The 12,504-nt window shown below is 71.4% G+C and carries 8 protein-coding genes; 5 read left to right on the top strand and 3 right to left on the bottom strand.

Translation table 11 applies throughout. The annotated features are described in order from the left end of the window. The first annotated feature begins 149 nt into the window (after positions 1-149). The gene (locus tag ACFXGI_RS29675) at positions 150-1,109 is read left to right on the top strand and encodes a hypothetical protein (protein WP_384713083.1); all 960 of its coding nucleotides are present in this window, start codon (positions 150-152) and stop codon (positions 1,107-1,109) included. On the opposite strand, the gene ACFXGI_RS29670 is transcribed toward ACFXGI_RS29675, so the two are convergent. Next, complete coding sequence (locus ACFXGI_RS29670) at positions 1,085-1,987, bottom strand: pyridoxamine 5'-phosphate oxidase family protein (RefSeq protein WP_384713080.1); 903 nt, start codon at positions 1,985-1,987, stop codon at positions 1,085-1,087. The genes ACFXGI_RS29675 and ACFXGI_RS29670 overlap by 25 nt on opposite strands. A gap of 109 nt (positions 1,988-2,096) precedes the next feature. Here ACFXGI_RS29670 and ACFXGI_RS29665 point away from each other — a divergent pair, with 109 nt between their 5' ends. Together ACFXGI_RS29665 and ACFXGI_RS29660 are read left to right on the top strand one after the other, a co-directional pair. Beyond that, positions 2,097-2,663, top strand: a complete 567-nt coding sequence (locus ACFXGI_RS29665) for a CGNR zinc finger domain-containing protein (protein ID WP_384713077.1) — start codon at positions 2,097-2,099, stop codon at positions 2,661-2,663. A 274-nt stretch (positions 2,664-2,937) separates the two neighbouring features. Beyond that, positions 2,938-6,264, top strand: a complete 3,327-nt coding sequence (locus ACFXGI_RS29660; protein WP_384713074.1) for a S8 family serine peptidase — start codon at positions 2,938-2,940, stop codon at positions 6,262-6,264. Between the two features lie 89 nt (positions 6,265-6,353). Here the strand turns inward: ACFXGI_RS29660 and ACFXGI_RS29655 are convergent, their stop codons facing one another. Further along, complete coding sequence (locus tag ACFXGI_RS29655) at positions 6,354-7,847, bottom strand: M28 family metallopeptidase (protein ID WP_384713071.1); 1,494 nt, start codon at positions 7,845-7,847, stop codon at positions 6,354-6,356. Between the two features lie 253 nt (positions 7,848-8,100). On the opposite strand from ACFXGI_RS29655, the gene ACFXGI_RS29650 reads away from it, so the two are divergent. Next, positions 8,101-9,129 (top strand): aspartate-semialdehyde dehydrogenase, encoded by a 1,029-nt coding sequence (locus tag ACFXGI_RS29650; RefSeq protein ID WP_384713068.1) that lies wholly within the window; start codon positions 8,101-8,103, stop codon positions 9,127-9,129. A 66-nt stretch (positions 9,130-9,195) separates the two neighbouring features. On the opposite strand, the gene ACFXGI_RS29645 is transcribed toward ACFXGI_RS29650, so the two are convergent. Continuing rightward, positions 9,196-9,717 carry a DUF1203 domain-containing protein gene (locus ACFXGI_RS29645; protein WP_384713065.1) on the bottom strand — a complete coding sequence of 174 codons (522 nt, stop codon included), beginning with the start codon at positions 9,715-9,717 and terminating at the stop codon, positions 9,196-9,198. Positions 9,718-9,857: 140 nt separating this feature from the next. Here ACFXGI_RS29645 and pepN point away from each other — a divergent pair, with 140 nt between their 5' ends. Beyond that, on the top strand, positions 9,858-12,440 hold the full coding sequence (gene pepN / locus ACFXGI_RS29640) for an aminopeptidase N (RefSeq protein WP_384713062.1): 2,583 nt from the start codon (positions 9,858-9,860) through the stop codon (positions 12,438-12,440). Positions 12,441-12,504 lie beyond the last annotated feature (64 nt).

Below are 12,504 nucleotides of genomic sequence, written 5' to 3'. Positions count from 1 at the left end.
CCGGCCGCCCTGGGCGGCCGGCCCGCCGACGGATGGGAACGGCGGTATCGGCTTTCGAACGGCCGTACTTTAGTGCGGGCTTGTCCCGATTTGTCGACGAGCGTGTAACAGGGGTTAGCGGGGCCCGCCCAAGCGGGAATCTCCGCCGCATGAACCACAACGCGCCCCTCCCGCTCGCCCACCTCACCGGCAGCCGCCCCCGCGTCATGAGCCTCGCCCAGCTCCGCGAGCACGGCATCAGCGCCTCCGAAGCCGCCGAGCGGCCCTGGCAGGAGATCCTGCCCGGGGTGTTCCTCCTCCACCCGGGCACCGCGACCGGCGAGGAGCGCCTGCATGCCGCACTGCTGTACGCGGGGCGCCGCGGCGGCGAGGCCATGATCACCGGGCTCGCGGCCCTCGCGTTGTACCGGTTCGGCTCCGCACCCGCGCTGCCCGCGCTCACGCAGATCGACGTACTGGTGCCCCACACCCGCCGGCTCCGCTCCGTCGACGCCGTGCGGATCGTACGGACGCACACCCCGCCGCGCCCGCAGCAGGTGACCGGGGTGCCCGTCGCCCCCGTGGCCCGGGCGCTGGCCGACGCGGTCGCCCAGCTCTCCGACGCCGGCACCGTACGCCGCCTGCTCAGCGAGGCGGTCCGCGGCGGCCACTGCGAACCCTCCGCCGTGGTACGGGAGCTGACGGTGGCACGGCTGCTGAACCGCCCGCGCGTCGTGGACGCCGTCGAGTCCCTGCTCGCGGAGGGCCGGGCCATCGCCGAGGACCGGCTGTACCAGCTCGTGCGGGGCTACGAACTCCCCGAGCCGGTCTGGAACGTGGACCTGCGCCTGCCCGGCGGCCCGCACCTGGGCGGGGTCGACGCGTACTGGCCCGACCAGGCGGTCGCCGTCGAGATCGACACCCGCGCGCCCCGGCAGGGCGAGGACGAGCAGTTCTCGGAAGCCGTCCACAAGCGCGAGACGCTGGAGCGGCTCGGCGTGACCGTCCTGCACATCACCCCGCGCAAGCTGCGCGACTGGCCCGAGCAGCAGGCCGCGGTGGTCCGCACCGCCCTGACGGCGTCCGCCGACCGCGAGCCCGCCGCCTACCTGGTCGTACTCCCCCGGTGAGGCGGCAGCGCCGGATTGGCCGGCGAGTACTCCGGGGCGCTCCAGCGCAGCCGCCCGGGATGCAGGGCCTCCACCACCGAGTCGACCCGGAAGCGGATGCTCCGACCGCCGTCGGGCCCGTACTCGGTCCGGGCGCTGCCGCTGAGCTGGAGCACCGCCCCGCTCTCCCAGTCCGGGAACAGCAGCCCGGCCCGCGGATCGGAGGCCAGGTTCCCCAGGGTCAGGAACATGGCGTTGCCCGCATAGTCCGGCCAGGACAGCTCGACGGGCGAGAGCACCTCGACGAATCCCGGCATCCCGCCCCGGTGGCTGGCGTCGACCCCGTTCCCGGCGGTGGTGGCGACGAAGAAGGTGTCGGCGGCCCGGACGGCCCGTTCCTGGCCGGGGGTGAGCGCGAGCCCGCGCCGCACGACACCGGCCCCTTCGGCGACCAGCTCCAGCGGCTGCCGCTTCTGGATGTACTTGGGGCAGTTGGCGAAGACCCGTTCCGTCTCGACCGCGAACCCGCGCGCGGTCACCTCCAGGGTCCCGCCCAGGCGCATCCGGCGCCGGGTGCGCGGGTCGAGGGAGATGGTCCCGACCCCGGTACCGGCCGTGGCCAGCACCTCGGCGAGGGGGTCCCCGGCCGGCACGCCGCCGGCGACCGCCATCCGGTACGGCCCCGTGGCCCGGACGAAACCGGGCGCGCCGGTGAGCAGCGAGGCCCACACGCGTCCCGCCCCGTCGGCGGCGCCGACGACCAGGTGCGGCTGCAGCCCCAGGAAGGCCGCGGCGGCGTCCTTGATGCCCACGCCGATCGAACGGCCGACGTGCTCGGCGAGCTCGCGCACCCCCACGCGTTCCTGCACGGCCAGCGAGCCCTGGTGGTACCGGTCCATGACACAGCCTCCTCTAACCTTCTAAATTAAATTTAAAGGTTAGAGCCGACGGCGTCAACCGGTCACGTACCCTTGAGGGGTTAGCTGGTACCTGCGGAGGAGCGGCGCGATGGCGACAGCGGCGGCGGACCCCCGCCCCCTGACGGGAGAGCCGGTCTCACTGGACCTGCTGAACACGCGCTGGACGCAGGACGGCGAGGTCACCGACCTCTTCGCCGGCGCCTTCGGGCTGACCCGGGTCGAGGGGCTCGCGATCTGGCTGCGCAGCACCGGGCTGGCCGACCGCTTCCGCGCCGACGCCGCCACCCTCGTCCACCTGCTGACCGCCCGGGAGTCACTCGCCCGCGCGGTCGCGGACCCGGCCGACGAGAGCGCACGCGCCCTGGTCGACGCCGTCCTGGAGCACGGCCGGATCCGGGCCACCCTGACCCCTGAAGGGCCGGGCGAGCGCGCCGAGTTCGAGGACCCGGCCTGGGGTCCGGCCTGGACGGCCGCCCGTGACTACCTGGAGCTGCTGGGCGCGGCGCCCGAGCGGATCCGCAAGTGCGCCTCCGAGTCGTGCGTGCTGCACTTCCACGACACCTCGCGCAACGGCACGCGGCGATGGTGCTCCATGTCCGTGTGCGGAAACCGGGCGAAGGCCTCGCGACACTACGCGCGCACGCGCGTGCGCTGACGGCCCGGAAGTTGTCACACCCGATCTGAGACCGATCTTCGGACCATCCTCGCAATGAGGTCGGGAAGTCGACAAAGCAACTTTTCAACCCCTGTGATTCGTACGAGGACGCCCCGGTACGGCCTCGATGGCGCATGATCCCACCTGGCGAGAGTCCGCCATGTCAGGTCTCGGTCAATGACAAGCCTCCCCAAAGAGCGGTCGGTTGCGCAAAGCTGACCGGTCATCCGGCACCGAAATCCGGACCGTATCTTTCACTTATCCAGGGATGCTGATGACCCTCGAATCCCCCAGCTCCATATCCGGGGCCAGACGCGTCGCGCGCGTCGCGGCCGCGGCCGGCCTGGTCGCCGCGCTGGCGACCGCCGGCGCGATGCCCGTGTTCGCGGCGACCGGCCCCGCCGGCACCCCGGGCACGACCCCGGCCGTCAAGTCCGCCGACGAGAAGATCGGCTCGGCGGACGCGGAACTGCTCCAGCAGGCCAAGGCCAAGGGTGACGCGACCGTCACCGTCATGGTGGCCACCGCCCCCGGCCAGACCAAGCAGGTCGCCGACCAGCTCGGCGCGGTCCAGGGCGCCTCGATCGGCCAGACGAACGACAAGCTCGGCTACGTGCGGGCCACGCTGCCGACCGCCAAGGCCGAGGCCGCGCTGAAGGCGGCCGCGAAGCTGTCCTCGGTGCACGCCCTGGACCTCAAGCACGAAATCCAGCTCTCGGACCCGCGTCCCGACGCGGGCAAGGACTCGGGGTCGGTGGGGAAGACCGCCTCCGAGACCTACCCGGGGCCGGACAAGAACACCCCCGCGAAGAACCCGTACAACCCGTCCTTCGAGACGGGCGCGGTGGACTTCGTCGCCAAGAACCCGCAGGCCGACGGCCGCGGCGTGACCATCGGCATCCTGGACTCGGGCGTCGACCTCGGCCACCCGGCGCTCCAGAAGACCACCACCGGCGAGCGCAAGATCGTCGACTGGGTCACCGCGACCGACCCGATCACGGACAACGACGCCACCTGGCGCGCGCAGATCACCCCGGTCACGGCCGCGGGCGGCACCTTCAGCGCCGGCGGCCAGAGCTGGAAGGCGCCGGAGGGCTCGTACCAGTGGAGCCGGTTCAGCGAGTCGATCACCGCCACCGGTGACGCGAAGGGCGACGTCAACCGGGACGGGGACACCACCGACCGGTTCGGCATGCTCTACGACGCCGCCGCCGGCACCGTCCGCGTCGACACCGACCAGGACGGCGACTTCACGAACAACGAGCCGATGAAGCCGTACAAGGACGGCTACCAGATCGGCTACTTCGGCACGGACAACCCGGCGACCGATGTCGCCGAGCGGATCCCGTTCGTGATCCAGATCCGCAAGGACGTCCCGATGGACCCGCTCGGCGGGGACTGGGTCGGCAAGAAGGCCGACTTCGTCAACATCGGCATCATCGAGTCCGAGCACGGCACGCACGTCGCCGGCATCACCGCCGCCAACAGCCTCTTCGGCGGCAAGATGAACGGCGAGGCGCCCGGCGCGAAGATCGTCTCCTCGCGCGCCTGCTCCTGGTCCGGCGGCTGCACCAACGTCGCGCTGACCGAGGGCATGATCGACCTCGTCGTCAACCGCGGTGTGGACATCGTCAACATGTCCATCGGCGGCCTGCCGGCGCTGAACGACGGCAACAACGCCCGCGCCGAGCTCTACAAGAACCTCATCGACACCTACGGTGTCCAGCTCGTCATCTCGGCGGGCAACGAGGGCCCCGGTGTCAACACCATCGGCGACCCCGGTCTCGCGGACAAGGTCATCTCCGTGGGTGCCGCGGTCTCCAAGGAGACCTGGGCCGCGAACTACGGCTCCGGCGTGACCAAGAAGTACGACATGTTCCCGTTCTCCTCGCGCGGTCCGCGTGAGGACGGCGGCTTCACGCCGACCATCACCGCCCCCGGCGCGGCCATCAACACCACGCAGACCTGGCTGCCCGGCTCCCCGGTGAAGGAGGCCGGCTACAACCTCCCGGCCGGCTACTCGATGCTGCAGGGCACCTCGATGTCCTCGCCGCAGGCGACGGGCGCCAGCGCCCTGCTGCTCTCGGCCGCCAAGCAGCAGCACGTGACGGTCACCCCGGCGAGCCTGCGCGTGGCGCTCACCAGCACCGCGAAGAAGATCGCCGACGTCCCGGCGCACGCCCAGGGCGCGGGCCTGATCAACATCGTCGACGCGTGGGAGTCCCTCCAGCGCGGCGCCAAGGCCAACGAGTTCACCGTCAAGGCCCCGGTCGACACCGCGATCGACCAGTTCCTGAAGACCCCGGGCTTCGGCACCGGCGTCTACGACCGCGAGGGCGGTCTCAAGGTCGGCCAGAAGAAGGTCTACGACGTCGTCGTCACCCGCACCACGGGCGTCAAGTACGGCACCCGGCACGACCTGACCTGGCGCAACAACGACGGCACGTTCAAGGTCGTCGGCGGCTACGACTACGTCACGCTGCCGCTGAACAAGCCGGTCACCATCAAGGTCGAGGCCAACCCGAAGTCGGCCGGCGTCCACAGCGGCATCCTGCAGCTGGACGACGAGACCACCGAGGGCATCGACAAGCAGATCCTGACCACGGTCGTCGCCTCCACGCCGCTGGCGAAGCCGTCGTTCACGATGTCGGACACCTCCTCGGTCCAGCGCAACAGCCACAAGTCGTACTTCGTGACCGTTCCGCAGGGCGCGAAGTCCCTCGAGGTCGCCCTCGGCGGTCTCAAGGCGGGCAGCCAGACGCGCTTCATCTCGATCCACCCGTACGGTGTGGGCGTCGAGGACAGCGCGACGACGCAGTGCTACCCGAACTACGACAACCCGGCCAACAAGTGCCGCCCCGACCTGCGCTCGTACGAGAACCCGACGCCGGGCGTCTGGGAGATCGAGGTCGAGTCGCGCCGTACGTCGCCGCTGCTCGACAACCCGTTCAAGCTGGACGTCTCCGTCCTCGGCGCGGCCTTCGACCCCGCGGTCAAGGTCCTGCCCGAGGTCAAGCAGGGCACGCCGGCCCCGGTCCAGTGGACCATCAAGAACGAGGCCGCGGCCATCTCCGGCGGCAAGCTCCAGGGCGGCCCGCTCGGTTCCGCGAAGGTCGCCAAGCCGACCATCGCGAACGGCGAGACCCAGACCAGCACCGTCACCATCGGTGAGGGCGTCTCCCGCCTGGACGTGGCCATCGGCGGTGTCTCCGACACCGGTGCCGACCTCGACCTCACCGTCCTCAAGGACGGCGTGAAGGTCGGCTCCTCCGCCGACGGCGACTCCGAGGAGGCCGTGACCCTGCTCAACCCGGCCGCCGGCACCTACACCATCCAGGTGGACGGTTACGCCGTTCCGTCCGGCTCCACCACGTTCAACTACCGCGACGTGTACTTCTCGTCCACCCTGGGCTCCGTCCAGGTCGACGCGGGCGCCGCGGTGAACCTCGCCAACGGCGCCTCGGCGTCCGTCACGGCGAACGTCGTCGCCGCCGCTCCGGCCCCCGAGGGCCGTCAGTTCTTCGGCGAGGTCAAGCTGCTCAACGCCCGCGGCACCGCCGCCGGCACCGGCAGCGTCCAGATCGAGAAGGTCACCCCGTAACGGATGACCGGCTGATCGCATGACGGAGGGGCGGGCGCCCGGATCGGGCGCCCGCCCCTTCGCCGTTCCCCCCTCGGGAGCGCCGCCGGCTACTTGCCCAGCGAGCTCAGGTCCTGGGCGTACGTGCCCACCGCGTGGGCGATGACGTCCAGGTTGGTGTCGAAGGCCTTCAGGTCCAGGTTCTTCAGGGTGTCGCCCGCCCCGTGGTAGTTCGGGTCGTACGGGGCGCCGGCCGTGCCGCCGTACCGCTTGGCCTGCTCGGCGGTCTTGATGCCCTCGGCGCCGGTGAACGTACCGCCGGCCGGGATGCCGTTCGCGATGAACGGGCCGTAGTCCGAGCGGCCGTCGAAGTCACTGCCCTCGTGCGGCTTGCCCTTCTTGTCGAGGAAGCCGTTGATGAGCGCCTCGATCTGCGCCGAGCCGGCCGGGCCGGCGCCCTCGCCCACCTTGTCCGAGTCATCGCCGTCGTAGACGAACTGGACCGGGTTGGGCGAGGCGATCATGTCGAAGTTCAGGTAGAGCGCGATGTCCTTCTTCTGCCGGTCGGACAGCTGCGCCACGTAGTGCTCGGAGCCCAGCAGGCCGAGCTCCTCGGCCGACCACCAGGCGAAGCGGACCTTGTTCGCGGGGCCCTTGCCCTTCTTGTCGGCGCCCTCGTCCGCGAGCTTGAGGGCGACCTCCAGCAGGCCGGCGGAGCCGGAGCCGTTGTCGTTGATGCCCGGGCCCTCGGGGACCGAGTCCAGGTGGGCGCCGACGGTGACCACGCGGTCGGAGCGGCCGCCCCTGGTCTCGGCGACCACGTTGCGGGTGGTCTTCTTCACGTGCTCCTGGTCCAGGTCCAGGCGTACGGTCACCTCGCCCGCGGCGGCTGCCGCGGCCAGCGCCTCACCGTCGGCGAGGCCGAGCCCGGCGCTCGGGATGATCCCCTCGGCTGGTGAGGAGAACCCGCCCCGGACCGGGGTGGTGCCGCTGTGGTTGTAGACGATCACACCGAGGGCGCCGGCCGCCGCGGCGGCCTTCTGCTTCTCCACGAAGGTGCAGGCACCCCGCTTGACCAGGGCGATCTTCCCGGTGAAGGCCCCGGCCGGGTAGTCGGCCGCGTCGCAGCCCGGGGTCTCGTCGACCCGGGCGAGGGCGATCGGGGCGGTCAGGCCGCCGGCCGGGGTGGACTTGGTGAAGGTGAACGCGGCGGTGGCCAGCTCCCGCGGCTGCGCGCCGAGGACGGTGGTCCTCTCCGTCTTCGTGTGCGCCTCGTAGATGTCGAAGTCCTGGTAAGCGACCTGGTAGCCGGCCTTCTTGAGGGTGTCGTGGACGTACGCGGCCGAGGCGGCGTGGCCGGGCGTGCCCGCGGCCCGGTTGCCCCCGTTGGCCTCCGCGATCTGCTGGAACTTCGCCAGGTGGCGGTAGGCGCCTCGGGCGGTGACCTCCGACACCAGCTCCTTGGCCAGCCGGCCCTCGCGCGGATGGGCGGCCGCCGGGGTGGCGGACAGCAGGACGGGTGCGGCGACGGCGGCGGCCGCGAGGGCGGCGAGCGCCGGTATGGACCGGCGGCGGTGGCTGCGACGGTGGCGGAAGGCGCGCACGATGGTTCTCCCCGAGTTCGATATCCGTAAGTGCCCGTCCGGCGACCGGACGCGACAGACCGGACCGTAACCAGCCGCGACCTGGCAAAACGGGCGTTCGGCGGGGATGCAACACGGCCGCCACGAACGTGTCACGGGGGTTCACACCGGGGACACCGTCCGTTCCTCGGACAATGGATTGGACAAGCCTCGTGGGGTCGAACGCATGATGGCTTCACGCGCGCACGCGTCGTACGGAGCAGAAGGAGTCACCGTGAGGGTCGGAATCGTCGGAGCCACCGGTCAGGTCGGCGCAGTCATGCGCGGCATCCTCGCCGAGCGCAAGTTCCCGGTGGACGAGCTGCGGCTGTTCGCCTCGGCCCGTTCCGCGGGCTCGACCCTCGAATGGGAGGGCAAGGAGATCACCATCGAGGACGCCTCCACGGCCGACTACTCGGGCCTGGACATCGTCCTGTTCTCCGCGGGCGGCGCCACCTCCAAGGCCCTCGCCGAGAAGGTCGCCTCCCAGGGCGCGGTCGTGATCGACAACTCCTCCGCCTGGCGCCGCGACCCCGACGTGCCGCTCGTCGTCTCCGAGGTCAACCCGCACGCGGTCAAGAACCGCCCCAAGGGCATCATCGCGAACCCGAACTGCACCACCATGGCCGCGATGCCGGTGCTCCGTCCGCTGCACGACGAGGCCGGCCTGACCGCGCTCATCGCCACCACCTACCAGGCCGTCTCCGGCTCCGGCGTGGCGGGCGTCGCCGAGCTCGACGGCCAGGTCAAGGCCGTCGCCGACGAGGCGACCGCGCTCGTGCACGACGGCGAGGCCGTCGCCTTCCCCGAGCCCGGTGTCTACAAGCGCCCGATCGCCTTCAACGTGCTCCCGCTCGCGGGCTCGATCGTCGACGACGGCTCCTTCGAGACCGACGAGGAGCAGAAGCTCCGCAACGAGTCGCGCAAGATCCTGGAGATCCCGGAGCTCAAGGTCTCCGGCACCTGCGTGCGCGTGCCGGTCTTCTCCGGCCACTCCCTCCAGGTCAACGCCCGCTTCGCGCACCCGATCAGCGTGGAGCGCGCGTACGAGCTGCTGAAGGACGCCCCGGGCGTCGAGCTCTCGGAGATCCCGACCCCGCTGCAGGCCGCGGGCAAGGACGCCTCGTACGTGGGCCGCATCCGCGTCGACGAGACGGCCGAGAACGGCCTCGCGCTGTTCCTCTCAAGCGACAACCTCCGCAAGGGCGCTGCCCTGAACGCGGTCCAGATCGCCGAGCTGGTCGCGCAGGAGCTCCGCGGCTGAGCCCGATCACGCGCGGGAAGGGGCGGCACCGGAAGGTGCCGCCCCTTCCCGTGTTCCCACCGGTCGTCAGGGCCGGCGGACCTCGAAGAGGAAGCAGCCGAACTCGGTCGCGCGGACGTGCACGAGGGCGACCTCCGGGTCGGAGAAGGCCTCCGCCAGGGCCTGCTCCAGCACCGCGTCCGGGTCCTCGCCGAGGGACAGGGCTCGGCCGCCCAGGATGTGCCCCCCGGCGTCGTAGCGGCGGGCCGTGCGCAGTGCTCCGGGCTGGGCGAAGGGGTGGCCGGAGCCCCCGGCCGGGCCGCCGCAGTCGGCGGCGTGGATGAACACCGGGCCCTGCTCGTCGTACGCACCCGGGTCGACGCCCTGCTCGGCCGCCCAGCGGCGCAGCGGCGCGTACGAGACGAGGGCGATCCGCTCCCCGGGGCGGCTGCGGCGCAGGCAGCAGCGGAGCGGGGCGCCGCCCTCGGGGTCCTCGTACGGCCGGAAGGGCCGGCCGGCGTCGTCACGGGCGCGCAGCCCGGCGAGGGTCGCGGGGGCGACGGGACGTGCGGCGTGGAGCGCCGGTCGGGGCGCGGAATGTGGGGTCATGGCGTCCAGAGTGCGCGTCCGGATGCGGTGAAGCTGGCGGAAATCGGACGTCGCGTTTCGCCTGTGGATTACTCAAGGGCGCCCGGTCGGCCCACATGGAAGGATGGCGGGGCAACGTCACCATCAAAGGAGATGACCGCGTGCCTGGCACGAATCTCACCCGTGAAGAGGCTCAGCAGCGGGCGAAGCTGCTCACCGTCGACTCGTACGAGGTCGAACTCGATCTCAGCGGTGCGCAGGAGGGCGGCACGTACCCGTCCGTGACCACCGTGCGGTTCCAGTCGGCCGAGGCCGGCGCCGAGACCTTCATCGACCTGGTCGCGCCGGCCGTGCACGAGGTCGTCCTGAACGGCAAGTCGCTGGACGTGGCCGAGGTCTTCCGGGACTCCCGCATCGCGCTGAACCACCTCGCGGCCGGCGCCAACGAGCTCCGCGTCGTCGCGGAATGCGCCTACACCAACACGGGCGAGGGCCTGCACCGCTTCGTCGACCCGGTCGACGAGCAGGCCTACCTGTACACCCAGTTCGAGGTTCCGGATGCGCGCCGCGTGTTCGCCAGCTTCGAGCAGCCCGACCTGAAGGCGACGTTCCAGTTCACCGTGACGGCCCCCGAGGGCTGGACGGTCATCTCGAACTCCCCGACGCCGGAGGCCGCGGACGTCAAGGACAACGTCTGGCGCTTCGAGCCGACGCCGCGCATCTCCACGTACATCACGGCCCTGATCGCCGGCCCGTACCACTCGGTGCACAGCTCGTACGAGGGCGCGAACGGCCAGTCGGTGCCTCTCGGCATCTACTGCCGCCCGTCGCTGGCCGAGTTCCTGGACGCCGAAGCGATCTTCGACGTGACGCGCCAGGGCTTCGACTGGTTCCAGGAGAAGTTCGCGTACGACTACCCGTTCGCCAAGTACGACCAGCTCTTCGTCCCCGAGTTCAACGCGGGCGCGATGGAGAACGCGGGCGCGGTCACCATCCGCGACCAGTACGTCTTCCGCTCGAAGGTGACGGACGCGGCGTACGAGGGCCGCGCCGAGACGATCCTGCACGAGCTCGCGCACATGTGGTTCGGCGACCTGGTCACCATGGAGTGGTGGAACGACCTGTGGCTGAACGAGTCGTTCGCGACGTACACCTCCGTCGCCTGCCAGGCCTCCGCCGAGGGCACGAAGTGGCCGCAGGCGTGGACGACCTTCGCCAACTCGATGAAGACCTGGGCGTACCGGCAGGACCAGCTGCCGTCCACGCACCCGATCATGGCCGACATCCGTGACCTGGACGACGTCCTGGTCAACTTCGACGGCATCACGTACGCCAAGGGCGCCTCGGTGCTCAAGCAGCTCGTCGCCTATGTGGGCACGGACGCCTTCTTCAAGGGCGTGCAGGCGTACTTCAAGGCGCACGCGTTCGGGAACACGCGCCTGTCGGACCTGCTGGGCGCCCTGGAGAAGACCTCGGGCCGCGACCTGACCGCCTGGTCGAAGGCGTGGCTGGAGACCGCCGGCATCAACGTCCTGCGCCCCCGCATCGAGACGGCCGCGGACGGCACGATCACCGCGTTCACGGTCAGCCAGGAGGCTCCGGCGCTGCCCGCGGGCGCGAAGGGCGAGCCGACGCTGCGGCCGCACCGGATCGCGATCGGCCTGTACGACCTGGACGGCGGCAAGCTCGTCCGTACGGACCGGATCGAGCTGGACATCGACGGTGAGCTGACCGAGGTTCCGGAGCTGCTCGGCCGGACCCGTCCCGCCGTCGTGCTGCTGAACGACGACGACCTGTCGTACGCCAAGGTCCGCCTGGACGAGGTCTCGCTGGAGAACGTCACCGCGCACCTGGGCGACTTCACCGAGTCGCTGCCGCGGGCGCTGTGCTGGGCCTCGGCGTGGGACATGACCCGCGACGGCGAGCTGGCGACGCGCGACTACCTCGCCCTGGTCCTTTCGGGCATCGGCAAGGAGTCGGACATCGGCGTCGTCCAGTCGCTGCACCGGCAGGTGAAGCTGGCCGTCGACCTGTACGCCGACCCGGCGTGGCGGGAGCAGGGCCTGGCGACCTGGACCGAGGCCTCCCTGGAGCACCTGCGCGGCGCCGAGCCGGGCAGCGACCACCAGCTTGCATGGGCCCGCGCGTTCGCGGCGACGGCCCGCACCGAGGGGCAGCTGACGTACCTGTCCGCGCTGCTGGACGGTGCCGCGGAGATCGAGGGCCTGGTCGTGGACACCGAGCTGCGGTGGGCGTTCCTGGAGCGCCTCGTCGCTACGGGTGTCCTGGGCGACGCGGCCATCGACGCGGAACTGGAGCGCGACCGTACGGCGGCGGGCGAGCGCCACGCGGCCACGGCGCGGGCCGCGCGCCCTACGGCCGAGGCCAAGGCCGAGGCGTGGGCCTCGCTGGTGGAGTCCGCGGACCTGCCCAACGCGGTGCAGGAAGCGGTGATCGGCGGCTTCGTCCAGACCGACCAGCGCGAGCTGCTGGCCCCGTACACCGAGAAGTTCTTCGCGGTGGTCAAGGGGATCTGGGACAACCGCAGCCACGAGATCGCCCAGCAGATCGCGGTGGGCCTGTACCCCTCGCTCCAGGTCTCCCGGGAGACCCTGGCCGCGACGGACGCCTGGCTGGCCTCGGCGGAGCCGAACGCGGCCCTGCGCCGCCTGGTCTCGGAGTCCCGCTCGGGCGTGGACCGCGCCCTGAAGGCCCAGTCCGCGGACGCGGCGTCGGCTTCCTGACCCGCCCCGCAGCCTGACCGTCCGGTGCCCCGGCTCCCGCTCGCGCGGGGCCGGGGCACCGGCT

The organism is Streptomyces sp. NPDC059355 (genome assembly GCF_042752335.1).
GTDB lineage: Bacteria > Actinomycetota > Actinomycetes > Streptomycetales > Streptomycetaceae > Streptomyces.
The sequence above is the reverse complement of the archived record's forward strand: the minus strand, read 5'-3'. Positions and strand labels throughout refer to the sequence as shown.